Genomic DNA, 26001 nt, shown 5'->3' with positions numbered 1-26001 from the left:
AGGCCCTGTCCGGCGGATCTTCGCGGGCCCGCGACGCCTGGCGCGGCACCTCGCCGCGTTGTCGGGATCGCCCGCGTACGACCCGGTACGAGGGCGATCCTCCGCCTTGCGATGCTCCCCCGGCTACCGCTGGGAGGTGCCCCCTGCACCAGACGCCGCAGGCTGATCCACGAAGATCCGCCGGACTGGGCCTGAGGGACTACAGCGGGGGGTCCTCCGGGTCGCGGTACATCGGACCGCGACCCGACAGGACCTCTCCGTACGCCTGCATCAGATCCGGCAGCCGCAGCGTCGCCAGGTCGTCCCGGGTCGGGATGCCCGTCCACCCCGACAGCCGCAGATCCCGGTACGCGCAGCTCTTCTCGTACAGGGTGCGCAGGAAGCGCCCGTTCCCCAGCTCGTCGATCCACCCCTGGTCGACGACGTGCCCGCTGATACTGCGCAGCTCCTCCAGGGACTCCTCGTCCCACACATCGCCGTTCTCCGCGGCCAGCACCTCACCGATACGGGTGAGTTCGAGCGGACGGTAGCTGGGGAAGTCGACGCGCGTCGTGAAGCGGGAGCCGAGGCCGGGGTTGGCGGCCAGGAGGCGGTCCATGCCCTCGGGATAGCCCGCGAGTATGACCACCAGCCGGTCGCGGTTGTCCTCCGCGCGCTTGAGGAGCACCTGGAGCGCCTCGTCGCCGTACGCGTCGCCCTTGCTGTAGCCGGAGTTGGACAGGCTGTAGGCCTCGTCGACGAAGAGGACCCCGCCGAGCGCCGAGTCGATCAGCTCGTTGGCCTTGACCGCGGTCTGCCCGAGGTATTCGCCGACCAGATCGGCCCGCCCGGCCTCGACCAGATGGTCGCCGCCGAGCAGCCCGAGCGCGTAGAAGACCCGGCCGAGGATGCGGGCGACGGTGGTCTTGCCGGTGCCGGAGGGGCCGGAGAAGACGAAGTGCCGCTTCGGCGGCTGGACCGGCAGGCCCTGCCCGGCGCGCAGCCGGGCCATGTGGAGCTGCGCCGACAGCGCCCGCACCTGCCGCTTGACCGGCTCCAGGCCGACCATGCGCTCCAGCTCCTGCAGCGCGCTCTCCAGCAGGGCGGGGTCGGAGGGCCCGGGCTGGGCGGGCACACCGCCCCGGTCGCGGGTGGTGCCGGCGCCGGTCACGGGACCGGTCATGAGCGGCGGGCCCTCGGCGCCGTCCCCGCCGGTGCGCAGATCCCGGCCGTCGGCCGGGTCGGCGGCGGCCGACAGGGTGTCGGCGGGGTCCCCGACGCTGCCGTCGGTGGCGTCCTGGCTGCTGACCCCGGACAGCGGCACGGTCGCGAGGTCGGCGGTCTCGTCCAGGCCGTCGGACTCCGCTATGGCGGCCAGCCGCGCCGAGGTGTCCATGAACGTGGGGTCGATACGGTGCACCGCGCGGTAGAGGGGGAGGGCCGCGGCGCTGCGCCCGGTGCCCTCATGGGCGCGGGCCAGCCAGTAGCGCAGCTCCTTGCGCTGGGGCTGTTCGCTGCGGCAACGCATCAGGGCGGCGGCCAGCAGCGGTTCCGCCTGGCCGTACATCTCCAGCCGGACCCGGGCCATGCCGCCGAAGAGCCCGGCCTCGATGCCGAGGAACGCGTCGTCCAGCAGCGGTTCGGTGTGGCGGACCAGCTGCTCCCAGTCCTTGACCAGATACGCGCGGCAGGCGTGCAGGAAACGGGCCTGCGGATCGGCCTCCACGGGCGGGCAGCCGGCCAGCGCCCGGTCCAGCTCGGGGACGTGGCGGCCGTCGAGCCAGTGCGAGGCGTGCGCCAGCAGCAGGTCCCGGCTGGTCTCCAGCACGGGCTGGACCCACCAGCCCAGCCAATACCAGGAGTTGAGGGTGCGGCGGTGGCGGGTGCGCTGTTCGCCGAAGCGATCGCGGTGCCGGTACATCCGTAACAGCGCGGTCGCCGTGTCGGCGCGCAGCGCGTGCAGGCCCAGCCACGCGTCGGCCATGCCCGGATCGTGCCGCACCGCCGCCCGGAACTCCTCCTCGGCCTGTGCGTAGGCGCCCATCGTGTAGGCGTCCACGGCACGCAGCCAGGCGAGATCGGCCGGGGTCTGCGAACCCTGCGTGCCGAAATCCATCACGTCCCCCACAACCCCTGCCCCCGTGGATGCCGCCGGGGCGGCTGCCCTTTCGCATCGTACCTGCGCAGGCCGCACCGGCCGAGGGCGCCGCACTGTTGTTCGTCGCAATCGCACAAGGCTCGGCGGGCGTGCGCGGGGGCGTGTAAGGGGCGCACACGGTCCGGAGGGGTGAGTGACCGAGGGTGACGATACCGCGCCGTACCGCAGCCGGAAAACGGTGTCGAACCGGGTGGGGACAGGACGAAGCCCCCGATCACGGGGGAACAACCGGGGGCTTCGCGTACTGGGGCGACTCGTACGAGTCGCACATTGAGAACGTAAGACCTGTATGGGCCCCAGGTCAAGCCGAGTTGGGGCGTGCCCGGCGGGCCGGGACCAGGGTCCGCGCCGTCCGCTCCGGCCGCTCACGCTGAGTGACGCCCATGGGTGAATCGGGTGGTCGCCGCGGGTCCCGTGAGTAACCCGTACCCCTCATTTCGCTGCGCTATCAGGGTTTCCGCATGCGGGCGGGAGGGGTCGGCGGCGAAATGCGCGCGCTCGGCAGGTTGCCAGCCGTCCCAGAATGTGGACAGTCCGGGGCCGTCGCGCAGCCTCCCGCGCCGCCAGGCGTCCCGGTCGGGCAGCTCCATCCACGCCAGATGGGCCAGTCGCGGCCGCACGGCGCGGCGCCCGGCGCCGACGCCTTCGAGAAGGACGACGGGGGCCGGGTCCAGCCGCCGCCGGGTGGCCGCGAAGCGGCGCTCGACCCAGTCGTACGGGGCGTACCGGGCGGCTTCGCCACGGCTCAGCGGGGCCAGGATGCGCTCCTGCAGCCGCCCGGCCCACCCGAACGGCTCCTCGTGCGTGGCGAGATCGTCCGTATGGACGACGGGCGCGCCGCCCAGAGCCTCGGCCAGCCGCCCGGCGAACGTGGTCTTCCCGGAGCCGGCGTGTCCGTCGACGGCGACGAGCCGGACCGGCCCGCAGGACGGGGGCAGGGCGCGCAGCCACCGGGCGAACGCGCGAAGCGTCTCGGCGGGGCGGTCGGCGGTCTCCATGAAGGGCACTCTACGGCTACCCGGCGGTATTCACTCCATTGGTCCACACCAATATTGGTATGCGGGCGGGACGGGAAGCACTGGCCTGACACCACTCGCAGCGGCCATAGTTGTGCGACTGTCGCGCATCCGCCGCCGCTGGACGACGACTGGGGGAGCCCCGTATGACCACTTCCGGATTCACGCCCCGCCGCTCCGTGCTCGCCGCCGCCCTCGGCGTCGCGGGCGCGGCCGCCGTACAGACGGTGGCTTCGGCGGGTTCGGCCGGTGCCGTCGGTGCCGTCGGTGCCGTCGGTGCGGCCGGTTCGGCCGCGAAGAAGGCGACCGCCGAGTACCACGGCTGGACCAGCCACACCGACTGGCTGACCGGCTCCGCCAAGGGTGTCCGCGCCGAGGCCGGCGCCCGCCCCGGCATCGTGATCTCCCGCCCGGCCGGCACCGTCGACTACACCGACCCGCACACCGGCACCAAGGCCGCCTGGGAGTACGCCACCTGGACCTCACCGGTGCGCGAACTCTCCGTCCCCGCGACCGAGGCCATCGTCTCCTGGAACGCCCGCACCCCGGCGGGCACCTGGATCCAGGCCGAGCTGAAGGGCACCTACTCCGACGGCACGGCCACCCCCTGGTACGTGATGGGCCGCTGGACCTCCGGCGACGGCCCGGACTCCATCCGGCGCACCTCGGTGGACGACCAGAGCGACGACAAGAGCGCGGTGTGGACCGACACCCTCGCCATCGACGACCCGGCGAGCGGGCTCCGGCTGACGGCGTACCAGCTGCGCCTGACCCTCTACCGCAAGCCCGGCACCACCCGCACCCCCACCGTGTGGCGGGTCGGCGCGATGGGCTCGGACGTCCCCGACCGCTTCGAGGTGCCAGCCTCCGAGCCCGGCCTGCCGGGGGGCCGCGAACTCTCCGTACCGCGCTACTCGCAGGAGATCCACAAGGGCCAGTACCCGGAGTACGACAACGGCGGCGAGGCCTGGTGCAGCCCCACCTCCTCGCAGATGATCATCGAGTTCTGGGGCCGCAAGCCCACGCCCGAGGACCTGGCCTGGGTCAACCCCGACTACGCCGACCCGCAGATCTGCCACGCGGCCCGATCCACCTTCGACTACCAGTACGACGGCTGCGGCAACTGGCCCTTCAACGCCGCCTACGCCGCCACCTACCGCGACATGCAGGGCGTGGTCACCCGGCTCGGTTCCCTCAACGATGTCGAGAAGCTGATCGCCGCGGGCATCCCCGTGATCACCTCGCAGTCCTTCCTCAAGGACGAACTGGACGGGGCGGGTTACGGCACCGCAGGCCACCTCATGACCGTCATCGGCTTCACTCCCACCGGCGACGTCATCGCGAACGACCCGGCTTCACCGGACAACCCGTCCGTCCGCCGGGTCTACAAGCGCAGGCAGTGGGAGAACATCTGGCTGCGCACCAAGCGGTACGACGCAAACGGCCAGGTCAAGGGCGGTTCGGGTGGCGTGTGCTATCTGTACTTCCCGGCTAAGCCGGCACCAACTCAGCACCGCGTTCTGCGGGAGCTGGGAGTCCTGTGACCGGACCCGCATCCCGCTCCGGCGGCAGATAGCCGCCGAAGGTCGACTCCACCACCTGACGGCAGCGTTCCCGCCCGTCTTTGGTGAGGTGACCGTAACGGTCGACTGTGACCTTGATCGACCGGTGTCCGAGCCATCGGGACACCTCGTGGATGGACACCCCGTTCGTCAAGGTCACGGTCGCCCACTTATGCCGAAGATCGTGCGGCGTGTACGCGGGAAGTCCGAGCTGCTTGATCGCACGGTCCCATGAACTTTCCCGCCGGGAGTGATGTTGTAGCTCGATTTTCCGGCGGTGCCACATGTGCTGTCTGGTGCCACTGGTGCTGGACGGTGCGAGGGGCTGAATTGGTCCAATACGTGGGCAGGCGATCGTGCTGGCTGGCAGCGTCATCGCACATGTGGGGGGTGCGCGCGGTGCCCCGGCGGTGCGGGGTCTCTGGTGCGCATCTGCGGACCAGCCTCCTCGGGTCGAAGAGGTACCGCACTAACAGCCGGCCTGATCCGGACGACGGCCCTGGTGCTGCGCCGCGGAAGTTCCGCCGATGAGTTTCCGGTGGTTGTGCGGTCTACCTGTCGACGAAGGGAGCGCACCATGCGCGAGATCATCGTTTGCACGTTCCTGACGCTGGACGGTGTCATGCAGGCGCCGGGCGGTCCGGACGAGGACGCTCAGGGCGGCTTCGAGTACGGCGGCTGGCAGAAGCCGGTGGACGACGACGAGGTCGGCGCGGCCATCGCTGGTTGGTACGAGTCCTCCGACGCGATGCTGCTCGGCCGCAAGACGTACGAGATCTTCGCGTCGTACTGGCCGACCGCCGATCCCGACAACCCGTTCACCCATCGGATGAACGGCATGCACAAGTACGTGGCGTCTCGGACCCTAACATCCGTCGAGTGGCAGAACTCCACGCTGCTGGAGGGCGACATCGTCGATGCCGTACGCAAGCTGAGAGCGTCCGACGGCGGCAATATCAACGTCGTGGGCAGTGGCGACCTCGCCCAGACCCTCATGCGGCACGGCCTCGTCGACAAGTACCGGCTGACCATCCATCCGGTGATCATCGGCACCGGCAAGCGGCTGTTCGCCGACGGAGCGATCCCCACCGCGCTGGAGCCGGTCAGCGTCTCGACGACGAAGGGCGGCACCATCGTCGCCGTCTACCGGCCAAACGGTAAGCCCAGCTACGACAGCTATTAGGCGGCTTCGTTTGGACCACCGGGCAGACCACATTCTGCAGGTGCAGCGCCTGTTGGTGCCTGGAGATCGCACTCCCGCTTCAACACCGCGTGAGGCGGGAGTGCGGTCGCGTCCGTGGTTGGGCGGGGCCACGAGCGCGACACATCAGTGGGTTCTGTGACCGGCCCCGCCCCCGTCTCCACCGCCATCGGCGCCTTGCCTGGGGTGGGGGAGCGCCTCACCCGCAGCGCTCTTTTCCGGACTCGACGATTCCTGGTGCGATGTTGAGGCGTATAGGTGATCATCTGCATACCTGAAGTCCGATCACGGAGGCATACCTTCATGAGACCGACGCGAGCCGTTCTGCTCGTCGTGGCCACCGCCCTGGCCCCTGCCCTCCTCTTCACCGCCCCGGCGTTCGCCAACGGTTCGGGGGCCCCGGTCGTCGCCACCGCTGCGGCGACCTCGTCCGACACGCCGGTGGACGAGATGTCGGAGGACGACCGGGTCGCCATCGCCCGCATCCTCCACGTAGCGACGCAGAACAAGGACAAGCGAGTCATCCAGGAGGCCAACAAGCTCCTCGACGACAACTCCCCGGAGGAGATGCGCGCCTGGCTGGAGACCGGCTACCGGCTGGCCCAAGCCGAGGACGACGCCGTGTACATAGCTCGCATGCTCGCGGCTCCGGACATCAGTGACGCCCTGCGTGCCGCAGCCAATGCTGCCCTCGACGACGGCTCCCCGGAAACCCTGCGCTACTTCCGTGAGGTGGGGCAGTACGAGGTGGCCGGTTAGGCAAAGCGGGGAACCGGGATCCGGTCGACGACTCCATGCCGCCCTCGGCCCTGCGTGATCTCTTCACCGGCGCGCGGCCAGCACCGCGGCGAGGCCCTCTCGCAGATCTTCGACGAAATACCCGGGGACCTCCAGCGACGGGAAGTGTCCCCCGCGTTCGGGTGACCGCCATCGGACGATGTGCCGGTAGCGCTCCTGTGCCCAGGGGCGCGGACACTTCTCGATGTCGCGGGGATACATGCTGATCGCCGACGGGACGTCGACCCGGAGTTCGGGGGCCAGGGAGTTGTGGCTTTCGTAGTAGATGCGGGCCGACGATGCGCCGGTCCGCGTCAGCCAATACAGGGTGACGTTGTCGAGAACCCTGTCCATGGAAATCGTCTCGAACGGGCTGTCTTCGGTGTCCGTCCACTCGGCGAACTTGTCCAGGATCCAGGCGAGAAGCCCGACCGGCGAGTCGACGAGCGAGTAGCCGATGGTCTGCGGCCGGGTCGCCTGCTGTTTCGCGTACGCCGCGCGGTGGCGCCAGAAATCGCGGGTGTCCTCGGTCCATGTGCGCTCGGCCGCCGTCAGCCCGTCCGTTGTCAACCCGGGCGGTGCCTCCGCGAACGTTGTGTGGATGCCGAGAACGTGCGCCGGGAACCTGCCGCCGAGAACCGTGGTGATATTGCCGCCCCAGTCGCCGCCGTGGGCCACGAACGTGTGGTAGCCGAGCCTTCCCATCAGTTCCACCCAGGCGGCCGCGATCTTTTCGGTTCCCCACCCGGTGGTGGCCGGCTTGTCGCTGTAGCCAAATCCAGGCAGCGACGGGGCCACGACGTGGAACGCCGGCGCGTCCGCGTCCTTCGGATCCGCCAGTTCGTCCATGACATCGACGAACTCGGCAATGCTGCCCGGCCAGCCGTGCGTCAGGATCAGGGGAGTGGCATCCGCGCGCGCGGATCGGCGGTGCAGGAAGTGGATTCCCAGACCATCAATGGTCGTGCGGAACTGGCCGAGGCGGTTAAGGCGCTCTTCGAACGACCGCCAGTCGTACCCGGTGCGCCAGTAGGCCACGACATCGACGAGGTCGGCGAGGGGAACGCCCTGATCCCATCGACGAGGGTCGGGCGCGGGGCGATAGACCGTCTCGGCCTCCGGCAGCCGCGCCGCGGCCAGTCGTGCGCGCAGATCGTCGAGGTCGGCGTCAGTCGCGTGGGCTTCACATGCTTGCACGTCGCTGGTTGGGCGGGGCATGAGACCTCCTGGCCATCGTGGAACCGGCTAAGGCGGTTCTAGCAGCTCTCCGGGCCACACTGCAACCTGCTAAGGTGGTTCCATGCGTGCTGGGTTTCCTGACTTCCGTCTCGGCAGCGTGCTGGCGACCAGCTTCACGGGGACTCTGTCGGAGCGTCATGGCAACGCTGTGGAGCGCATTCCCGCCCCGCACCGGCTCGTCGACTGGCTGGCGGTGAACGGCCTCGCCGTGGACTCCTGCACCACTGCCCAGCTCGACCTCGCCCGGGAGCTGAGGGAGTCGATTCACGCCGCCGCGACAGCGGCTGCGGTCCAGGACGCTCTCCCCGCCTCCGCTGTCCAGGTCATCAATGACCGCAGCGCCCAGGGCCGGGCCGCGGCGGTCCTGACGCCCGAGGGCAAGCGGCGATGGCGGCTCGGCTCGGACTCCGGTGTGGACGATGCCCTCGGCGTGATCGCCGCCGACGCGATCAGCATCATCGCGGGGGAGCGGGACGGCAAATTGGCCCTGTGTGCATCGCCGACCTGCCGAGCCGCCTTCTTCGACACCAGTCAAAGCCGCACGCGCAAATGGTGTGACATGAACACGTGCGGGAATCGCCAGAAGAAGGCGCGCTTCCATGCCAACCAGCGCAAAAACCCCAGGTCGGCGGAGTGATCGTTATCGTGTCGGGTGCGCCCCGGACGCCGGGGGACCGTCCACGTGTCGTTACGCCGACCCGTACCGCGGACACGGGCGCGCGGTTTTCCTGAGACCCCAGCGGTCGTAGGCGGCCGCAGACAAGCGGACCGCCGCTATCCTCGGACCGTGGAGAGCCGGTGGAAAGGCCATGCCACGCGCCATCCGCTGTGGGGCGCCGTCGCGTTGACGCTCGCGTGGCACGTGGTGCTGGTGTTGTTCGCCAAGGTGATTCTGCCTCCGCTGGCTCCGTCCTGGTTTCCCGACCTCGGCGCTGTCGTGGTCAACGCGGTCTGTTTCGCGGGCGTCTGGTGCGTGCTGTGGCGGTGGGGGTGGCTGCGGGCGTCGGGGGCCGCCACGCACGGCCGGGTGCGGCGCTGGTGGCTGGCCGTGCCCATGCTCGCGGTCGCGTGTTCCTACGCCGTCGCGGGCCTCGAGGGCGGCGCGCGCGTGATCGTCGGCTCGCTGGTGTCATTGCTGTGGGTGGCCGTCAACGAGGAGGCGTACAGCCGGGGTCTGGTGCAGCAGGTGCTCGGTCCGCTCGGGGTGATGCGGGCGGCCGTCGCCGTCGGCGTCCTGTTCGGCGTGGGCCACGTCCAGAACTACCTGTTCTTCGGCGCCGCGTTGGACGACACGCTGTGGCAGATGCTGTCCGCCGGGCTCTTCGGCTTCGCCTGCGCCGGGCTGCGTTACGCGATCGGCTCGATCTGGCCCCTGGTCGTCGTCCACGCGCTGGACGACTTCTTCCAGATCCGCTCGCCGGGCTCGGCCCCGGACTGGTGGGACGCGATCGTGTACGTCTTCTACGCCGCGTTCGGGGTGTGGCTGCTGCGGCGCTACGGCACGCCCGGTCACCGCCGGTCCCCAGCCGGCGGCAGCTCGGTCCGGACCAGTGGTCGGCGACCCGGCAGGCGCCTCAACCGCCGCTTCACCGTCGGCTACTGACCGGCGGGTCACGCGGCGGCGCGCACCTCCTGGGCGGCGTCGGCGTGGAGCGCCACCCGGACCAGGGCCGCGGCGAGCCGGGGGAGGTCCTTGGCGGACACCAGCTTCTCCAGGGACGCGGCGCTCTTCGGCAGGCCGACGCGCTCGGCGCCCTCCTGCGCCTTGCGGTCGAAGTACGGCGCGAACTCCGGCCAGACACCCTGCGCCTCCCGCAGGAAGATGTCGACGCCGGACGGCCCGATGCCGGTGATCTCCCGCAACAGCTTCTTCGGGTCCCCGGCCTCGCGCATCCGCCGCAGATCCCCGTCGTACTCGCGCAGCACCAGCTCGGCCGCCTCGCCGAGCTGGGTCGCGGTCCGCTCGTCGTAACGGCGGTAGCCGCCCTCGCCCAGCGCGTCGACCCGCTGCTGCCAGGTGGCGTCGGCCATCTTCCGCGGATCGCGCATCCCGGCGTCGAAGAGGGCGCGGGCGGAGGCCACCGCGATGTCCGCCTTGATCCGGGCGGACAGCAGATGGGCCAGCACCAGCAGCTGGTAGAGGGAGCCGGGGGTGTTCCGCAGGGTGATACCGGCCTCGGCCGCGTACGTCGTGCCCTGCCGGTCCAGCAGGCTGCGCACCACGCTGGTGTTCTTGTCGCTCGTGTGCTTCTGGTTCATCTCGGAGCCCACCTCCTCGCTGAGGACGGTCCGTGCGAGTGCCCGCCGAGCAGCGGTTCACTCGGGCCCGCTCCGCATGATCTTCCAGACGCGGGTGGCCACCTGGAGGTTGAGCCTGCTGTCCACGTCCGTCAGATCGCGGCCGCTGATCTCCCGGATCCGCTGCAGCCGGTAGCGCAGCGTGGAGCGGTGGACGACCAGGGCGGCGGCCGTCTCGCTGTACTTGCCGCCGCGGTCGAAGTACACGGTCAGGGTCTCCACCAGGGTCGTGTGGTGCTTCGCGTCGTAGTCGAGCAGCGGGCCCAGCCACTCCCGTACGAACCGCTCGACCTCCCGCTGATCCTTTCCGGTGCGCAGAATGCGGTACAGCCCCAGATCGTCGAAGAAGGTGATGCCGTACGCGCTGTGCGAGCCCTGCCGGACTTCCAGCGCGCGCAGCGCCTCCTGGTACGAACGGGGCACCTCATGCGGGGTGTCGCAGTGGCCACCGACCCCGATCGCCCCGGCCGGTGAGCCCAGCTCCCGGCTGAGCGCCGTGTGCAGCGTGCGCTCGGCCGGCCGGCCCCGCGCCACCAGCACCGCCGTATCGGAGCGGCGGGTCGGCAGCACCCGCAGCCCCAGCCCCGAGGCCGCCCGGACGACGGCCCGCAGGAACCCGTCGTCCGCCGGCCCGTCCGCCCGGCGTGCCGCGACCACATGGTGCGGACCGTGCAGATCGTGGCCGACCGCCTCGGCGCGGGCGTAGGCGCTGGTGTCGTCCGCGCCCGTGAGCAGATCGTCCACCAGCTCGCGGCGCAGCCGCAGCTCCAGCTCGGCCAGCCGGCGCCGGTGCGTCAGCTCCAGGGCGAGCGCGGCCGCGGCGTGGTCCAGGGCGCATACGGCCCGCTCGTCGGCCCGGGCCTCGGGATCCACCAGGCACAGCGCGCCCAGCAGCTCGCCCCGCGGCGCGGCGACCGCGACCAGCCGGTCCCGCAGCCGGGCCGGGCCGCACCGGCGCGCGGCGTCGCGCAGCAGCTCCTCGCGCTGCGCCGGATCGGGCGTGGGATACGGATCGGGGCGCCCGGGGCCCGCCCAGGCCCGCAGGTTGCCGAACCGGTCCTCGACCGCGGCGGGCAGGCCGGTGACGCGGTGCAGCGCCCGGGCGATCCCCGCCTCGCCGTCGCCACGGGCGGCGGCCCGGGCGAGGGCGTCGTGCACCTCGCGCAGATGTCCCAGGTCGGAGAGGGCGCGGTCCAGCCGCCGCCGCATCGCGTCCCGCTCGCCCCGGGCCCGGCGCAGCTCGGCGGCCTGGGCCCGCTCCCGGCGGTGAGCGGCGGCGACGGACAGCGCCGCGGAGGTCTGACGCACCAGGAGGGAGAGCAGGAACCGCTCGTCCTCGCCCGGCCGGTCCCGGGAGCTGACCACCAGCGCGCCCCGGAGCCCGTCCGGTCCGGGCCGCTCCGGTCCGGGCCCGTCCGGTCCAGGGAGGCCGTCCGGCTCAGGCGGCCCGTCCGGCTCGCGCCGCCTCTCCGGCTCGCGCAGTCCGTCCGGCTCGCGCAGGGCGAACGCCCACCCCCAGGCCCGCCGGGGGAGGCGCACCGGTCCGTCCCGGCCCGCCAGCTCCCTGACCCGCGCGTCCAGGGCCGGGGTCGCCCGGGAGCCGTGGCCGTCGTCCGTACAGCGCACCAAGCCGTCGCCGCGCAGCAGATAGCCCGCCTCGGCGCGGCCCGCGACCGTGCTGACCTGGGCCATCGCCCGGCGCACAATCTCCGTCTCGTCCCGGCTGTCGAACATCGTCAGACAGCGCAGCACCAGCTCATCGGCGACACCTGATCGGGCCATGCGGTCACTCCGGGCGTCCTCGGCGCGTCCCTCCCTACCGAAATACCCATATACCGGCGAATCACCACAAGAGGGCAAATTGAGGCTCGTATTTTCGACCTCGGGGACGCAGGCACACCCTCGTCCCGCCTTGTCACCCTGACGGCGTGGGCCTTACGTCCCGCACGTGGTCCGGTCAATGGTCCGGCCACTGGCGGCGACGCGGGCATCCGCTACGGCGAGGAGGGCGACGCCATGGCCATCGAGTCCGATCCCCATCTGTCCATGGTGCGCCCGGTCACCCCGAACACCCCGCAGGGGTGCGAGGAGTGCCTGCGCCTGGGATCGCCCTGGGTGCATCTGCGGCTCTGCCTGACCTGCGGACACGTCGGCTGCTGCGACTCCTCCCCGCTCAAGCACGCCCGTGCCCATGCCGCCGCGGCGAGCCATCCCGTCGTCGAGCCCCTGGAGGCGGGCGAGGAATGGCGGTGGTGCTACGTCCACGAGGCCCTGGTCTGACCTGCCGAGAACCATCACCACGGAGGTGAAGGACGATGAGCATGCCCGTCCGACGACACCGGGGCGCAGGCCCCCTCGAGCGACCCCGGGGCTGGAGCCGCAACCCCCTGGCGGAATTCGACGAACTGCTCAGCCAGATGGGCGGACTCCTCGAATCCACCGTCGGCGCCGCCCCGCCCGGCCTCACCGCCTGGGCGCCCGCCGCCGATGTCAGCGAGGCCGACGACGCCTACCGCGTCGAGGTGGACCTCCCCGGCGTCCGGCGCGAGGACGTGGACGTGGAGGTGAGCGGCCAGGAGCTGACCGTCTCCGGCGAGATCGGGGAACGCGAGCGCGAGGGCGTGCTGCGCCGTAGCACCCGCCGCACCGGGCGCTTCGAGTACCGGATGCTGCTGCCCGCCGAGGTCAACACCGAGGCCGTCCGGGCCGGGATGGCCGATGGTGTGCTCACCATCACCGTCCCGAAGGCGGAGGCCATGAAACCCCGTCATGTGGAGATCACCGAGAAAGGGGAGACCGAGAGCGCGGGGACGCGCATAACCGGCGAGGCCACCGCCAGGGGCACCGAGACCCAGGGAGCCCAGGAATCCCGGGGGTTCCAGGAGACCCAGGAGCCTCAAGGGCCGCAAGGGGCGCGAGAGACCCCTGGGATTCAGGAGTCCCAGGAGGCCCGAGAGCCCCAGGGGACCCAGGAGTCCCAGGAGACCGGTGGGACCCGCACCTCCGGCTGGGGGTTCCGCGGCCGCAACCGCTGAACCCCACCGAACCCACCCTCCCCACGGCGGCGCCCCACCCGGGCGCCGCCGTTCCGATGCCCGGCTTCTCCCGGCTTCTCCCCTCTCCGCGCGTACATCCGGATGGCCAATGTCCATTTTTCCTTTCCTCAGCCAACGGTTGATCAGTAATCTCGCCTCAGAAGCGGGTTGCCCTGCCGCTCTTCGTCGTGCTCCACTGCCCCGAGGACGCGGACGACCCCGAGGGCGGCCCCGAAAGCCGGAAGAGGGCGAAGGAAGTGCGGGACTTGAAAGCCACCTGGCGGCCGGCGGGCATCTACGCCACAGGCGCGGACATCGACGCCACCGGCGAAACCGGACCGGCCCCAGGTGGCGTCCCTCCGGCGAGGCGTGCGATATGACCTCGGCGCCGGGCGGGCCGAGACGTCGGGACGGCGTCGAGGACGTCGAGGACGCCGAGGCGGACAACGACAGGCTGCGGCGGTTCGCGGCCATCTGGAGCCGGGCCGTCCACCCGATGGCGGCCACCGCCATGACCCTTGACGAGTTCGAGGACTATCTGCTGCCGCTGGCCCGCCGGCTGAGCGAGGCCCTGCACACCGCCCCCTTCGACACGGCCGACGCCTACGAGGTGGGTGCCGCGCTGGTGGACGCCCAGTGCGCCGAACCCGAGGCGCTGCCCGCGATCCTGGGCGTCATCGACGCCTATCTGGTGCTCTACTCCTCGCCGGACCGGACGACCGGCGACGAGGACGTACGGGCCCGCTGCGCCCGGCTGCAACACGCGCTCGCCGCCGGTTTCGTGCGGGAGCTGCGCGAGCGCGAGCGCGACGAGCGGAAGGCCATCTCCCACGCCGCGCTGACCGCCCGCATCGAGGCCGAGAAGGCGCTGCACGCGAGCGAGGCCAAGTTCCGGGCCGTGTTCGAGGGCGCGGCGATCGGCGTGGGGATCGCCGGGCTCGACGGTGAAGTCCTCGTCGTCAACGACGCGATGGCCAGGATGTTCGGCGGCGTCTCCTTCTTCCGGCCCGGCCGCAACGTCACCGAGTTCGTCCACCCCGACGACGCGCCGGGCGTCCACGAGCTGTACCGCGAGCTGGTCACGGGCGAACGCGACCACTTCCGCATCGAGAAGCCGCACTACCGCGACGACGGCAGCGTGCTGTGGACCAATCTCACCGTCACCCTGCTCCGCGACTCCAGTGGCGCGCCCCAGTACCAGCTGGCGCTCGCCGAGGACATCACCGAGCACCGGCTGCTGCGGGAACGGCTGCGCTACGAGGCCACCCATGACGAGCTGACCGGGCTGCCCAACCGCACCCTGTTCCTGGAACGCCTCGACCAGGTGCTCGCCGCCGCGGCCGACGCCCAGCGCTTCGGCGTCTGCTACCTGGACCTCGACGGCTTCAAGGCCGTCAACGACAGCCTCGGGCACGTGGCGGGGGACCGGATGCTGCGGGCCGTCGCCGAACGGCTCCAGGGGTGCGTGACCTCCCCGCACGAGCTGGTCGCCCGGGTCGGCGGGGACGAGTTCCTGGCCCTGGTCACCGGGCCCGCCGCGCAGGCGGACGGCACCGCGATGGCCCGCCGGATGCTCGCCGCGCTCGCCGACCCCGTCCAGGTCGAGGGAGGGGAGCTGCGGGTACGGGCCAGCATCGGCGTCGTCGACGGGCGGGCCGGGGAGATCTGCCGGGCCGAGGTGCTGCGCAGCGCCGACATCACCATGTACCGGGCCAAGGCCGCGGGCGGCAACCGCTACGAACTCGCCGACGCCGACGAAAGCGCCCGGGTGATCGCCCGCCACAGCCTCAGCAACGGGCTGCCGTCGGCCCTGGAGAACGGTGAGTTCTTCATCGAGTACCAGCCGCTGGTACGGCTCGCCGACGGCACCGTACGCGGCGCCGAGGCGCTGGTGCGCTGGCTCCACCCGGTGCACGGGGTGCTCGGGCCCGACCAGTTCATCCCGCTCGCCGAGGACACCGGGCTCATCGTGCCGCTCGGCCGCTGGGTGCTGGAGCAGGCCGCCCGGCAGGCCCGCGCCTGGCAGGACGACGCCGAGTGCGACGCCGAGCGGCTGCGGGTCAACGTCAACCTCTCGCCCTGCCAGCTCGGTCACCCCACGCTGGTGTCCGACACCGTGGCGGTCCTGGAGAACGCCGGGCTGAGCCCGAGCGCCCTGTGCCTGGAGGTCACCGAGAACGACCTCATCGGCGCCGACGAGGACGCCCTGCGGCCGCTGCGGCAACTCGCCGACCTGGGCGTGGACATCGCCCTGGACGACTTCGGCACCGGCTACTCCAACCTCTCGTATCTGCGCCGCCTCCCGGTCAGCACCCTCAAGCTGGACCGCTCCTTCACCCGCGGCATGCAGCGCGCCCCCGCCGACCCCGTCGACGTCAAGATCGTGGAGGGCATCGTCTCGCTGGCCCACACGCTCGACCTGGCGGTCACGGTGGAGGGCGTCGAGACGGCCGTGCAGGCCGAGCACCTGCGGATGCTGGGCTGCGACACCGCCCAGGGCTGGTACTACGCCCGCCCCGGCCCCCCGGAGCGGCTGCACACCCTGGCGCTGGCCGACGCCAGCTGAGCGCCGCCCGTACGGGAGGTGCGGGCGGGCCGGGTGCCCGGCCCGCCCGCGCGCCCTACTGGGGCTCCGGCGCGTCCAGCAGCCGGGAGCGGATCAGGAAGCGGACGCCCTCCGGCGCCTCCAGGGAGAAACCGCTGCCGCGCCCCGGCACGACGTCCACCGTCAGATGCGTATGCCGCCACCGCTCGAACTGCGACGCGGACATCCAGAAGCCCACCGGTTCCTGGACTCCGTCCACGTGCAGCTCGCCGAGCAGCACATCGGACGCGCCCGTACGGAACTCGCCCAGCGGGTAGCACATGGGCGCGCTGCCGTCGCAGCACCCGCCGGACTGATGGAACATCAACGGCCCGTGTTCCGCCCGCAGCCGACGGATCAGCTCGGCCGCGGACTCCGTCAGGGCGATGCGTGAGGTCTCCGTCATGACAGGCAGCCTAGACCGCGGCGCGGGGCCGGGTCTTCAGGGGTTCCGCGGTGCGGGGGAGCACCGGGGATCAGTAGCCGTAGATCATCTTGTAGGCGACCTCGGGGAGGAACTGTCCGGCGGAGGAGCCGGCTCCGGCGCCGCAGTTGCCGTCGGACTCGCCCGGAGTCTTGATCCACAGAAGCATCTCGGCGCCTCCGCCCTTCTGGGTGGGAGTGCCGATGCGGCGGCCCGTGGGGTTGCACCACTGGCCGTTGGAGCCGTTGCCATTGCGGCTGGTGTCCACGACGAACGGTTTGGTATAGCCGTAGCGGGAGTTGAGCTGGTCGTTGACGGCGTTGCCGTAGGCGATGTTCTCGGCGGTGGTGTAGTAGTTGGAGATGTTGAGCGAGAAGCCGTGGGCCTGCCGGAGGCCGGCTTCGTGGAGGCGCTGGGCCATGGTCGCCGCGTTCGCCCAGCCCGGGTTGCCGGCGTCCATATAGACCCAGGTGTTGGGCGCCTGACGGTTGAACTGCGTGAGGGCGCCGGTGATCATGCCTTCGCGTTCATCGATCTGAGCCTGGGTCATGCAGCCGTAGTCCCCGAGGGAGTCCGGCTCCAGGAGGACGATGGCCGGGCGGTTGGCGATGCCGCCGGCGAACTGGGCGATCCAGGTCGCGTAGGCGGACGGCGAGGCGGCTCCGCCGGCGGAGTGTCCGCCGCAGTAGTCGCGGTTGTAGATGTTGTACGCGACGAGGAGGGGCAGCCTGTCCTGACTGTCCGCCGCGCCCGCGTACGCACCCGTGGCGGTCCCGATGGAGCCGCTCCAAGAGCCGAACCAGCGGGCCGCCGGGGTGTTGGCCAGCGAGGTGTTGATCGCGGACGCCCGGCCGTCGCCGGGGTTGGCGGCGACCCACCGCTTCGCGCTGGAGTCGGGATCCACGTAGAACCCGTTGGTCATGGTGGTCGGGTCGGCGGCGTGGGCGGACGGTGCGACGGCGAGCGCCAGCGGCAGAGCGAGGAACGCTGCCACGAGGGCGCGGAGTCTGCGGCGCATGACTGTACCTCGGTTTCCTGGCAGGGATGCGCCACACGCTCTGGTGCCGAACGTGCGACGCGCTGAGGAAGTGCGGCGGTACGACGCCCCTCGGGCCGGCGGGGTCCGGCGGGGACGCATACCCGAAGGGCCGGAGGCCGGCTTTGGGAGCGCTCCCATCGGAAGCTCTCCGCATGGCGTTCAGAACCTTCGGGGTATGGCCGGTATCGTGTTGCGCCCTGCCGGAGCTGTCAAGAGCCGTTGCCGGGACGTGCCGTGCGCGCCCCTCGCGTGAGGCCGGCCGACCGGTCCCCGCCGACGTCGACGTGGTCGGCTCCGACGACCTGAGCGGCCCACCCGCCTGGTCGGCCGCTTCAGCGCCTGACCGCCGCGTGGTTGGGCCGTGGCGGCCCGCCGGTGGGTACGGCGGCTGTGCTGGAGCGCAACGAGATCGGCGGGGCCAACAGGATGTGCCGAGGCGGCGTCTGCGGTGCGGCGATGCGTTCCACCAGCAGGGAAACGGCGTTCTCGCCCATCTCCATGGCCGGTACGTCCGCTGCGGTGAGCGGTGGGCGGAAGTCCTCGGCCCACGTCCTGGCCGCCACTCCGGTGATGGAGAAGTCGTACGGCACGGTGAGGCCGGCGTCCGTCAGCGCGCGCTGGACGCCGGGCAGGGCGGCCTCGTTGATGGTGGTGATGGCGGTGACGTCCGGATGGCTGCGCAGGAGCGCCTCGACGCGTTCCTGACCGGAGCGGGCGTCGTCCCCGCACGGCACTTCGACGCCGTCGAGGCCGCGTTCCGCCACGGCCGCCTCGAAACCCTCCCTGGCCCTGTGCGCGGGGCCGTAACCGGCCGAGATGAGTTCCGGGGAACGCGTGACCAGAGCCACCCGGCGGTGTCCGAGATCGGCGAGGTGCCGCACGCAGTGCTGGACCAGGCCGGCGTAATCGACGTCGATCCAGGACATCCGGTGGTCGCGGGTCGTGTGCCCGATGCCGACGAAGGGCAGTCCGGCCTCCCGCAGCCGCCCCACGCGGGGGTCCTCCAGGCGGATCTCCATCAGGATGACGCCGTCCACGCGGCTCTCCGAGACCAAGCGCTCGAAGGAACGGTCGTGATCCCCGCCGGAAGGGGACAGCAGTACGTCCAGGTCGGCCCGGGCGGCGGCGTCGACCACGCTGGCGACGAAGTCCAGCTGCATGTGTGTGAGCCTGTTGCCGGCCGGGGGGATGACGAGACCGATGGTCCGGGTCCGGCCCTCCTTGAGCGCCCTCGCGGCCGCGTTGGGGCGATATCCCAATTCGGTGATCACGTCTTGGATGCGTCTGCGAGTGCTGGGGGCGACCGGGCGTTTGCCGCTGAGCGCGTACGACACCGTGCTGCGCGACACCCCGGCCCGCCGGGCGATCTCCCCGATGTTCATGCGACTCCCCCAAGGACTTACTCGCGGGTCGCAAGGATACTCGCGCGGACCGGTTCGCCGGCGTGACAGGGAATGGCGCGCGGGGGCGCTCGGCGCCGCTTCGCCGTGAGCGAATCGATTCCACGCAAGCGCTTCGACGGATGCTGCGCCCGGCGGAGTGCGGGGTCGGTCCCGTGACGTGAAGCGACGGCGGTGCCGACGAGCGGCCGGAAGCCTCGCCGCATCGGCTGGTGCCTCTCCGAACCGGCCTGTGACCGCATGGGTTTGGCGGCTGCGTCCCCGCTCACCCGCATGATCGGTAGTCACCCGGCGCCCGATGGCCCGCCGTCGGGCAGGCCCGCGCGGCCCACCGCGGCCCGCCCGATGGGAAGATCGGCCGCCCATCGCCTGCCGCCCCCCGGGACTGATCGAGCGCCCCGATCGGTCCCGAACTGCCCGAATCGGCCGTCGAATCGATTCCGCGACAAGGTTCGCAACAGCTGACTCCGCACTCTTGACAGTCCATGAACCCCGGAGCACCGTCTCCCCCCGAACCCTCTCTGCAATCTCGCTGCGGAAACGGCACCTTCAAGCGCTTCCGGATGGTCAGCGCCACCACAGACGACCCGATCGGGTCGCGCCGGCACGGTAGGGAGATCAGATGAGAACCATGCGTACAAGGCGCCACTCGCTGTCCGTGCGCGGGGGCGTGCGACGGTTGTTCGCGGCGGCAGGGCGCGGTGGCGGGCCGGACCACGTGCCGGGCCGGGCACACATCCCTCTGCCGACGCGCTCGCCCGGCTCAGGGGCGACAGTGTTCGCCCGGGCGGGAGCCGCGGCCGTGCTCGTCGCCGGCGCGCTGGCCGGGGTCACGGCCACGACGGGTACGGCTCGCGCGGACACGTCCGGGCCGTGCGACATCTACGCGGCAGGCGGTACCCCCTGCGTGGCGGCGCACAGCACGACGCGAGCGCTGTACGCCTCGTACAACGGGCCGCTCTACCAGGTCCGGCGTGCCTCGGACAACAGCACCCGGAACATCGGCGTCCTGGACGTGGGCGGATACGCCGACGCCGCCGCCCAGGACTCGTTCTGTTCGGGGACGACCTGTCTCATCACGATCATCTATGACCAGTCCGGCCGCGGCAACAACCTCACCCAGGCGCCCGGCGGCGGTGCCGCGGGCGGCCCCGACAACCTCGCGAACGCGACCGCCGCGCCCACCACGGTGGGCGGTCACAAGGCCTACGGCGTGTTCGTGGCGCCCGGCACGGGTTACCGCGACAACCACACCAACGGCATCGCCACCGGGGACAACCCCGAGGGCATGTACGCGATCTTCGACGGCACGCACTACAACGGCGGATGCTGCTTCGACTACGGCAACGCCGAGACGGACAGCAACGACGACGGCAACGGCACCATGGAGGCCATCTACTTCGGCAACATCAAGGTCTGGGGCTACGGTTCGGGCAACGGCCCCTGGATCATGGCCGATCTGGAGAACGGCCTGTTCTCCGGGGTCAACCAGCGCTACAACGCGGGCGACCCGACCATCAACCACCGGTACACGACCGCCATCATCAAGGGCGGCCCGAACCACTGGGCGATCCGTGGCGGCAACGCCCAGTCCGGCGCCCTGTCCACCTTCTACGACGGGCCGCGTCCAAACGTCCCGGGCTACAACCCGATGCGGAAGCAGGGTGCCATCATCCTGGGCACCGGCGGGGACAACAGCAAGGGCGCCCAAGGCACCTTCTACGAGGGGGTGATGACCTCAGGCTATCCGTCGGACGCCACCGAGAACGCGGTCCAGGCCAACATCACCGCTGCCGGATACAGCAACTCCTCCGGCGGGACGGGCACGGGCGCGCTGCACGCGGTGGGCGCGGGCAAGTGCCTGGACGTGCCCAACTCGTCCACCACGGCCGGGACCCAGCTACAGATCTGGGACTGCGGCGGCGGCGCCAACCAGACCTGGGCCCGCACGCCCTCCGGCCAGCTGACCGTCTACAGCGGCGGCAGCCAGATGTGTTTGGACGCGTACAACAACCAGACGTCCGCCGGCACCAAGGTGGTCACCTGGCCGTGCAACGGTGGCGCCAACCAGCAGTGGCAGCTGAACTCCGACGGCACCGTCATCGGCACCCAGTCCGGACTCTGCCTCGACGTCACCGGCGCTTCCACCGCCAATGGCGCCCCGGCGGAACTCTGGCCGTGCAACGGTGGGGCCAACCAGCAGTGGAATCTCGACTGATGTGACCGGCCCGTGGCCGGCTCACCACCGGCACGGGCCACTCGCCATCGGATACGGGCATCCGCGTGCCCGGCGCCCGGCGGCACCTCCCGGATCTTCCGACCGTCCGGCGGAATCGCCCGATCCCCCTTCGCCCCGACCCGCCACCAGTTGGTGATCGGCGGCGACAGTCTGCGCCTCGACGTCTACGGCGGCGGCAGCGGCCTCGGCCGGCAGGTCGCGCCATGGCCCCGCAAGAACACCCCCGGCAGCAACCAGGACTTCACCCCCCGCTGACCGGCCCGCTCCCGGGCCCTCGCTCCCGGCCGGCCCGCACGGGCCGGCGGCTCGTTCACCACATCCACCATCCCGCACCCGTGAGGAACGCTGATGAAGACGTACCGGATCCCCTTCGCCGCGGCGCTGACGGCCGCGCTCGGCATGGGCGCCGCATTACCCGCGACGGCCGCCACCGGCACCGGGGCGCCGCCCCCTGCCGCGCGGGCCGCCGCGCCCGCCGGCTTGCGGCTGATGCCGTTGGGCAACTCGATCACCTGGGGCGTCGGCAGCCCGTCCGGGAATGGTTACCGGAGCTTTCTGTGGAACCGTCTGGCGGCCGAGGGGCACGCCGTGGACTTCGTCGGCTCCGGACGCAGCGGGTCCATGTCCGACCCGGACAACGAAGGCCACTCCGGCTGGCGGATCGACCAGATAGCAGGCATCGCGGACTCCGTGCTGGCCCGCTACAAGCCGAATGTCGTCACCCTGGAAATCGGCACCAACGATCTCAACGGCAACTATCAGGTCCCGACCGCCCCCGACCGGCTCCGCGCCCTCATCGACCAGATCACGAGGGACGCGCCCGACGCGACCGTCCTCGTCGGCACCCTGATCGTCTCCACCAGCGGTACCGAGGAGGCCCACCGGCCCGGGTTCAACGCCAAGCTCCCCGGGATCGTCCAGGCCGAGCAGGCCGCCGGCAAGCACGTACGCCTGGTGGACATGAGCGCTCTGACCGCCGCGGACCTGGCCGACGCCCTGCACCCCAACGACAACGGCTACCGCAAGATGGCGGACGCCTTCAACGCGGGGGTCCAGGCCGCGGACGCGGCGGGCTGGATCAAACCGCCCCGTTCCGTGCGCGGCCAGGCGCGGCATTCATCGGCGGCGGACCGCGCTTCCGGTCTCCAGGGCCCCGTGAACCGGAGCGGGTGAACGTCACCCGCCGCACCGGCACCACACCCGGCGGAGGCGCCCCGGGAGTGGGCGCCTCCTTCCGCAACCAGGCCCAGGAGTGATGGATCATGCCCGTGTCCACTGCGAGAGTCAGGCGACGGTTGTCGCTGTCCCCGCGGATGTCCTTGCGCAGAACATTGACGCTCATCGTCTCGGTCGTGCTGCTCACCGCGGCCGTTCCCCTCGTCTCCCTCGGAACGGCGCGACCCGCCGCCGCGCTCGGCAACGGGCTCGCGCTGACCCCGCAGATGGGTTTCAACGACTGGAACGCGTACGGCTGCAACGTCTCCGAGTCGCTCATCAAGTCCACCGCGCAGGCGATGCACACCAACGGTATGCAGGCGGCGGGCTATTCGTACGTCAACATCGACGACTGCTGGATGACCCACAGCCGCGACTCCGGCGGCCGCCTGGTGCCGGACCCGGTCAAGTTCCCGGACGGCATCAAGGGCACCGCGGACTACGTGCACTCGCTGGGGCTGAAGCTGGGGATCTACGAGGACGCGGGCACCGCGACCTGTGCCGGGTATCCGGGCAGCCTGGGGCACGAGACCACGGACGCGCAGTCGTTCGCCTCCTGGGGCGTGGACTATCTGAAGTACGACAACTGCAACAACACGGGGGCGCCCGCGCGGACCCGGTACACCGTGATGCGTGACGCCCTGGCGGCCACCGGCCGGCCGATCCTGTTCAGCCTGTGCAACTGGGGCCAGGAGAACGTATGGACCTGGGGCGCGGAGGTGGGCAACAGCTGGCGCACCACCGGGGACATCAACGCCAGCTTCTCCAGCATGCTGTCGATCTTCCACAGCAACGTGGGGCTGGCCTCCTACGCCGGTCCCGGCCACTGGAACGACCCGGACATGCTGGAGGTCGGCAACGGCTCACTGACGGCCACCGAGAGCCGCAGCGAGTTCAGCCTGTGGGCGGAGATGGCCGCGCCGCTGATCGCGGGCACCAACATCCCCTCGGCCAGTGCGGACACCCTGTCCACGCTGACCAACTCCCGGGTGATCGCGGTGGACCAGGATCCCCTGGGCAAGCAGGGCACCATGGTCTCCTCCTCGGGCGGCCTGGACGTGCTGGCCAAGCCGCTGGCCAATGGGGACGTGTCGGTCGCGCTGTTCAACGAGACGGGCTCGACGGCGACCATCACCACCACCGCGGCCGCGATCGGGAAGTCCGGCGCGTCCGCCTACGCGCTGACCGACCTGTGGTCGGGAGCGTCCTCGACCACCTCCGGCACGATCAGCGCCTCGGTGCCGGCACACGGCACGGTGATGTACCGGGTGGCGGGCGGCACCAGTAGCGGCGGCGGCACCAGCGTGACCGGCGCGCTGCACGCGGTGGCTGCCGGCAAGTGCCTGGACGTACCGGACTCGACCACGACCGCCGGCACCCAGGTGGAGATCTGGAGCTGCCACGGCGGGGACAACCAGATCTGGACGCACTCCACCTCCGACCAGCTCACCGTCTACTCAGGCAGCCGCCGCATGTGCCTGGACGCCTACGACAACCGGACCAGCCCCGGGACGAAGGTGGAGATCTGGTCCTGCAACGGCCAGACCAACCAGCAGTGGACGCTGAACCCGAACGGAACGATCACCGGGGTCCAGTCCGGTCTGTGCCTGGACGTCACCGGAGGAGCCACGGCCGACGGAACCCTCGCCGAGCTGTGGACCTGCAACGGCAGCAGCAGCCAGCGCTGGACGCTGGGATGAGTACCCCTCCGCGCCCCGGCCCGGCACCGGGACGGCCCTGGCCGCGTTCGGCGCGCCGGCGTTCGCCACGTCCTCGCACCCCCGAACCACACGACCGGTGCGCTGCGTGCGGTGGGTGCGGGCAGGCACCTGGAGGTGCCGGGCGCGTCCACGACACCGGGTAGGCAGACCCAGATCCGCGACTGCGCCGCCACCGCCAACGGCACCCCCGTCGAGCTGTGGACCTGCAACGGGGGATCCCACCAGCAATGGTCACTGAGCTGACCTTGTGAGAGCCGAACCGTGAGGAGGATCGGATGAGGTCGAGAGCGAGGCCCGGCCGGCTGGTACTGGCGGTCGGCATCGTCCTGGCGTTCGTGCTGTCATCGCTGTCGGCGACCGCGAGCCGGGCCGCCGCGGGCGAGTCGCTGAGCGTGCACCTGGCGTCGACGCGGGGACCGTCGACCGGCGTGGGGGAGGGGTTCCTCTACGGCATCACCCAGGACGGCAGCCAGCCGGCGGACCCGTTCATGCAGCCGCTGGGGATCAACGCCTTCCGCGGCGGCGGATGGTTCTCCGGCGGCTGGATCAGGGACGGCTACCAGTACGGCTCGGCCACCCGGGCCGACCTCGACTCGATCACCGCGCAGGCGAGACGGCTCACCCGGCCGCCTTACCACGCGCAGTACCAGGTGCTCGTGAGCGACATCTACGGCGCGAACGGCGGCCAGCCGTCGAACACGCGGTACCCGTGCGACAACGGCGACTGCTCCAACTGGGTCAGCTTCATCGACTCCACGGTGGGAGCGCTGCAGGCCTCGGGGCTCACGTTCGCCTACGACATCTGGAACGAGCCGGACATCTCCGCCTTCTGGACCCGGGGGGTGAACAGCGCCCAGTACTTCCGGATGTGGGACACCGCCTACCGGGAGATCCGGCGCATCGCCCCCGGGGCGCGGATCGTCGGGCCGTCACTGGCGTTCACCCCGCAGCGCAACCCGGGTGAATGGCAGACCTGGCTCGCGCACGTGAAGGCGGCCGGGACGGTGCCGGACATGATCACCAACCACAACGAGGGCGATGTCGACGACCCGGTCACCGTCGCGCGGACCCTGAACAGCGAACTGACCGCGGCGGGCATCGGTCCGCTGCCGCTGTCCTCGAACGAGTACCAGCCGGCCGACCGGCAGACCGCCGGGGTGACAGCGTGGTACCTGGCGCGGTTCGCCCAGTCCGGGTACACCAACGCGATGCGCGGCAACTGGGTGTGCTGCGTCACCCCGAACCTCACCGGAGTCCTCACCCAGAGCGGGGGCAGCTGGCAGCCGACCGGCAACTGGTGGGCGCTTCGGGACTACGCCGACATGACCGGCACCCTCGTCGACACCTCCGGCCAGGTCGGCTCGACGGCGATCTCGGCCTCCGAGGACTCCTCCGCCAAGCGAGCCGTGGCGGTCATCGGCGACTCGAACGGGTACACCGGCGCCGCGTCGGTGACCTTCGACGGGCTGGCGTCCGTGCCCTGGCTGGCGAACGCCGACGGCGTGCACGTCACCGTGCGCCGCATACCGGACCAGGCGCCGCTCGGCGCCCCCCAGACGGTGTACGACCAGAACGTGAGCGCCTCGGGCGGCTCGATCACCGTGCCGATCACGTTCCAGGGCGCCCACGACGCGTTCTCCGTCTATCTGACACCGGCCTCTTCCGGCGGTGGCGGCTTCCCGGACGGCTACCACCAGCTCGTGGTCGCTTCCAACAGCCTGTGCGTGGACGTCCACGGCAACTCGAACAGCGCCGGTGCCGCGATCGACCAGTGGACCTGCAACGGGCAGGGCAACCAGCAGTTCCGGTTCGTGTCCGCCTCGGGCGGCTACGGCGAACTGCGGGCCCAGGACTCCGGGCTGGACGTGGCGGTGGCCGGCGGTTCCACGGCGGCGGGCACCCCGGACATCGTCCAGCAGGCCCCCGGCACGGCGGCGGGCGGCCTCTGGCTGCCGCTGCCGCAGTCCGACGGCTCCTACGCCTTCCAGAACAAGAACAGCGGCCTGTGCCTGGACGTCTACGGCGCCGGCGGCAACCTCGGCCAGCAACTGGACCAGTGGCAGTGCAAGAACGGGCCGGGGACCAACCAGGACTTCTTCCTCCGCTGATCGACC

The 26001-nt window shown here is 71.1% G+C and carries 21 protein-coding genes and 1 pseudogene; 13 read left to right on the top strand and 9 right to left on the bottom strand.

Features of this window, described 5'->3' with window-relative positions; all coding sequences use genetic code 11:
- Positions 1-199: 199 nt before the first annotated feature.
- Positions 200-2095 (bottom strand): AAA family ATPase, encoded by a 1896-nt coding sequence (locus ASC60_RS31840; protein ID WP_055557070.1) that lies wholly within the window; start codon positions 2093-2095, stop codon positions 200-202.
- Positions 2096-2502: 407 nt separating this feature from the next.
- Positions 2503-3135 carry a uridine kinase gene (locus ASC60_RS31835; protein WP_055557068.1) on the bottom strand — a complete coding sequence of 211 codons (633 nt, stop codon included), beginning with the start codon at positions 3133-3135 and terminating at the stop codon, positions 2503-2505.
- 164 nt (positions 3136-3299) lie between these two features.
- On the opposite strand from ASC60_RS31835, the gene ASC60_RS31830 reads away from it, so the two are divergent.
- Positions 3300-4697 carry a peptidase C39 family protein gene (locus ASC60_RS31830; RefSeq protein WP_055557066.1) on the top strand — a complete coding sequence of 466 codons (1398 nt, stop codon included), beginning with the start codon at positions 3300-3302 and terminating at the stop codon, positions 4695-4697.
- Here the strand turns inward: ASC60_RS31830 and ASC60_RS40045 are convergent.
- On the bottom strand, positions 4645-5001 hold the full coding sequence (locus ASC60_RS40045; protein ID WP_234357218.1) for a tyrosine-type recombinase/integrase: 357 nt from the start codon (positions 4999-5001) through the stop codon (positions 4645-4647). The two genes, ASC60_RS31830 and ASC60_RS40045, sit on opposite strands and share 53 nt — an antisense overlap.
- A 291-nt stretch (positions 5002-5292) precedes the next feature.
- Here ASC60_RS40045 and ASC60_RS31825 point away from each other — a divergent pair, with 291 nt between their 5' ends.
- Together ASC60_RS31825 and ASC60_RS31820 are read left to right on the top strand one after the other, a co-directional pair.
- Positions 5293-5898 carry a dihydrofolate reductase family protein gene (locus tag ASC60_RS31825; protein ID WP_055557064.1) on the top strand — a complete coding sequence of 202 codons (606 nt, stop codon included), beginning with the start codon at positions 5293-5295 and terminating at the stop codon, positions 5896-5898.
- 321 nt (positions 5899-6219) lie between these two features.
- Positions 6220-6675 (top strand): ALF repeat-containing protein, encoded by a 456-nt coding sequence (locus tag ASC60_RS31820; RefSeq protein ID WP_055557062.1) that lies wholly within the window; start codon positions 6220-6222, stop codon positions 6673-6675.
- A gap of 63 nt (positions 6676-6738) precedes the next feature.
- On the opposite strand, the gene ASC60_RS31815 is transcribed toward ASC60_RS31820, so the two are convergent.
- Positions 6739-7911, bottom strand: coding sequence for an epoxide hydrolase family protein (locus ASC60_RS31815; RefSeq protein ID WP_055557060.1), 1173 nt, complete (start codon positions 7909-7911; stop codon positions 6739-6741).
- An 82-nt stretch (positions 7912-7993) separates the two neighbouring features.
- Here ASC60_RS31815 and ASC60_RS31810 point away from each other — a divergent pair, with 82 nt between their 5' ends.
- Together ASC60_RS31810 and ASC60_RS31805 are read left to right on the top strand one after the other, a co-directional pair.
- The gene (locus tag ASC60_RS31810; RefSeq protein WP_055557058.1) at positions 7994-8569 is read left to right on the top strand and encodes an ABATE domain-containing protein; all 576 of its coding nucleotides are present in this window, start codon (positions 7994-7996) and stop codon (positions 8567-8569) included.
- A 150-nt stretch (positions 8570-8719) separates the two neighbouring features.
- Positions 8720-9535, top strand: coding sequence for a CPBP family intramembrane glutamic endopeptidase (locus tag ASC60_RS31805; RefSeq protein ID WP_079038749.1), 816 nt, complete (start codon positions 8720-8722; stop codon positions 9533-9535).
- A gap of 8 nt (positions 9536-9543) precedes the next feature.
- Here ASC60_RS31805 and ASC60_RS31800 read toward each other — a convergent pair whose 3' ends face one another.
- Together ASC60_RS31800 and ASC60_RS31795 are read right to left on the bottom strand one after the other, a co-directional pair.
- Positions 9544-10191 carry a hypothetical protein gene (locus tag ASC60_RS31800; protein WP_055557085.1) on the bottom strand — a complete coding sequence of 216 codons (648 nt, stop codon included), beginning with the start codon at positions 10189-10191 and terminating at the stop codon, positions 9544-9546.
- 57 nt (positions 10192-10248) lie between these two features.
- On the bottom strand, positions 10249-12012 hold the full coding sequence (locus ASC60_RS31795; RefSeq protein WP_055557056.1) for a helix-turn-helix domain-containing protein: 1764 nt from the start codon (positions 12010-12012) through the stop codon (positions 10249-10251).
- Positions 12013-12246: 234 nt separating this feature from the next.
- On the opposite strand from ASC60_RS31795, the gene ASC60_RS31790 reads away from it, so the two are divergent.
- The 3 genes from ASC60_RS31790 to ASC60_RS31780 all read left to right on the top strand — a co-directional run bounded on the left by ASC60_RS31790 (position 12247) and on the right by ASC60_RS31780 (position 15831).
- Positions 12247-12510, top strand: a complete 264-nt coding sequence (locus ASC60_RS31790; RefSeq protein ID WP_055557054.1) for a UBP-type zinc finger domain-containing protein — start codon at positions 12247-12249, stop codon at positions 12508-12510.
- 41 nt (positions 12511-12551) lie between these two features.
- Complete coding sequence (locus ASC60_RS31785) at positions 12552-13265, top strand: Hsp20 family protein (protein ID WP_370592992.1); 714 nt, start codon at positions 12552-12554, stop codon at positions 13263-13265.
- 376 nt (positions 13266-13641) lie between these two features.
- Positions 13642-15831: a bifunctional diguanylate cyclase/phosphodiesterase gene (locus ASC60_RS31780; protein WP_055557049.1), complete on the top strand. Its 2190-nt coding sequence runs from the start codon at positions 13642-13644 to the stop codon at positions 15829-15831.
- 55 nt (positions 15832-15886) lie between these two features.
- Here ASC60_RS31780 and ASC60_RS31775 read toward each other — a convergent pair whose 3' ends face one another.
- The 3 genes from ASC60_RS31775 to ASC60_RS31765 all read right to left on the bottom strand — a co-directional run bounded on the left by ASC60_RS31775 (position 15887) and on the right by ASC60_RS31765 (position 18694).
- Positions 15887-16255 (bottom strand): DUF779 domain-containing protein, encoded by a 369-nt coding sequence (locus tag ASC60_RS31775; RefSeq protein WP_055557048.1) that lies wholly within the window; start codon positions 16253-16255, stop codon positions 15887-15889.
- A gap of 70 nt (positions 16256-16325) precedes the next feature.
- Entirely contained in the window at positions 16326-17291 is a 966-nt protein-coding gene (locus tag ASC60_RS31770) for a glycoside hydrolase family 6 protein (protein WP_055557047.1), read from the bottom strand.
- 353 nt (positions 17292-17644) lie between these two features.
- The gene (locus ASC60_RS31765; protein ID WP_055557046.1) at positions 17645-18694 is read right to left on the bottom strand and encodes a LacI family DNA-binding transcriptional regulator; all 1050 of its coding nucleotides are present in this window, start codon (positions 18692-18694) and stop codon (positions 17645-17647) included.
- A gap of 640 nt (positions 18695-19334) precedes the next feature.
- On the opposite strand from ASC60_RS31765, the gene ASC60_RS31760 reads away from it, so the two are divergent.
- The 5 genes and pseudogenes from ASC60_RS31760 (at position 19335) to ASC60_RS31745 (ending at position 25995) form a co-directional block, all read left to right on the top strand.
- The gene (locus ASC60_RS31760) at positions 19335-20930 is read left to right on the top strand and encodes an arabinofuranosidase catalytic domain-containing protein (RefSeq protein WP_370592991.1); all 1596 of its coding nucleotides are present in this window, start codon (positions 19335-19337) and stop codon (positions 20928-20930) included.
- A 12-nt stretch (positions 20931-20942) separates the two neighbouring features.
- The gene (locus tag ASC60_RS41865; RefSeq protein ID WP_159043352.1) at positions 20943-21206 is read left to right on the top strand and encodes a hypothetical protein; all 264 of its coding nucleotides are present in this window, start codon (positions 20943-20945) and stop codon (positions 21204-21206) included.
- A gap of 93 nt (positions 21207-21299) precedes the next feature.
- Positions 21300-22040: pseudogene (locus tag ASC60_RS31755) on the top strand (SGNH/GDSL hydrolase family protein); the annotation flags it as partial.
- A 224-nt stretch (positions 22041-22264) separates the two neighbouring features.
- Positions 22265-23866, top strand: a complete 1602-nt coding sequence (locus ASC60_RS31750) for a ricin-type beta-trefoil lectin domain protein (protein ID WP_055557083.1) — start codon at positions 22265-22267, stop codon at positions 23864-23866.
- Between the two features lie 296 nt (positions 23867-24162).
- Positions 24163-25995 carry an RICIN domain-containing protein gene (locus ASC60_RS31745; RefSeq protein WP_055557043.1) on the top strand — a complete coding sequence of 611 codons (1833 nt, stop codon included), beginning with the start codon at positions 24163-24165 and terminating at the stop codon, positions 25993-25995.
- Positions 25996-26001: the final 6 nt, after the last annotated feature.

Origin of the sequence: Streptomyces sp. NBRC 110028 (assembly GCF_001417735.1) — a bacterium.
GTDB lineage: Bacteria > Actinomycetota > Actinomycetes > Streptomycetales > Streptomycetaceae > Streptomyces.
This window is presented reverse-complemented; position numbering and strand designations above follow the sequence as displayed.

Bases quoted from the DNA above. Each gene is read 5' to 3' on its own strand.
- ASC60_RS31770 (WP_055557047.1), bottom strand. From the start codon at position 17,291: ATGCGCCGCAGACTCCGCGCCCTCGTGGCAGCGTTCCTCGCTCTGCCG.
- ASC60_RS31765 (WP_055557046.1), bottom strand. From the start codon at position 18,694: ATGAACATCGGGGAGATCGCCCGGCGGGCCGGGGTGTCGCGCAGCACG.
- ASC60_RS31810 (WP_055557058.1), top strand. From the start codon at position 7,994: ATGCGTGCTGGGTTTCCTGACTTCCGTCTCGGCAGCGTGCTGGCGACC.
- ASC60_RS31835 (WP_055557068.1), bottom strand. From the start codon at position 3,135: ATGGAGACCGCCGACCGCCCCGCCGAGACGCTTCGCGCGTTCGCCCGG.
- ASC60_RS31760 (WP_370592991.1), top strand. From the start codon at position 19,335: ATGAGAACCATGCGTACAAGGCGCCACTCGCTGTCCGTGCGCGGGGGC.
- ASC60_RS31800 (WP_055557085.1), bottom strand. From the start codon at position 10,191: ATGAACCAGAAGCACACGAGCGACAAGAACACCAGCGTGGTGCGCAGC.
- ASC60_RS31785 (WP_370592992.1), top strand. From the start codon at position 12,552: ATGCCCGTCCGACGACACCGGGGCGCAGGCCCCCTCGAGCGACCCCGG.
- ASC60_RS31790 (WP_055557054.1), top strand. From the start codon at position 12,247: ATGGCCATCGAGTCCGATCCCCATCTGTCCATGGTGCGCCCGGTCACC.
- ASC60_RS31775 (WP_055557048.1), bottom strand. From the start codon at position 16,255: ATGACGGAGACCTCACGCATCGCCCTGACGGAGTCCGCGGCCGAGCTG.
- ASC60_RS40045 (WP_234357218.1), bottom strand. From the start codon at position 5,001: ATGTGGCACCGCCGGAAAATCGAGCTACAACATCACTCCCGGCGGGAA.
- ASC60_RS31825 (WP_055557064.1), top strand. From the start codon at position 5,293: ATGCGCGAGATCATCGTTTGCACGTTCCTGACGCTGGACGGTGTCATG.
- ASC60_RS31750 (WP_055557083.1), top strand. From the start codon at position 22,265: ATGTCCTTGCGCAGAACATTGACGCTCATCGTCTCGGTCGTGCTGCTC.
- ASC60_RS31745 (WP_055557043.1), top strand. From the start codon at position 24,163: ATGAGGTCGAGAGCGAGGCCCGGCCGGCTGGTACTGGCGGTCGGCATC.
- ASC60_RS31780 (WP_055557049.1), top strand. From the start codon at position 13,642: ATGACCTCGGCGCCGGGCGGGCCGAGACGTCGGGACGGCGTCGAGGAC.
- ASC60_RS31815 (WP_055557060.1), bottom strand. From the start codon at position 7,911: ATGCCCCGCCCAACCAGCGACGTGCAAGCATGTGAAGCCCACGCGACT.
- ASC60_RS31830 (WP_055557066.1), top strand. From the start codon at position 3,300: ATGACCACTTCCGGATTCACGCCCCGCCGCTCCGTGCTCGCCGCCGCC.
- ASC60_RS31820 (WP_055557062.1), top strand. From the start codon at position 6,220: ATGAGACCGACGCGAGCCGTTCTGCTCGTCGTGGCCACCGCCCTGGCC.
- ASC60_RS31840 (WP_055557070.1), bottom strand. From the start codon at position 2,095: ATGGATTTCGGCACGCAGGGTTCGCAGACCCCGGCCGATCTCGCCTGG.
- ASC60_RS31795 (WP_055557056.1), bottom strand. From the start codon at position 12,012: ATGGCCCGATCAGGTGTCGCCGATGAGCTGGTGCTGCGCTGTCTGACG.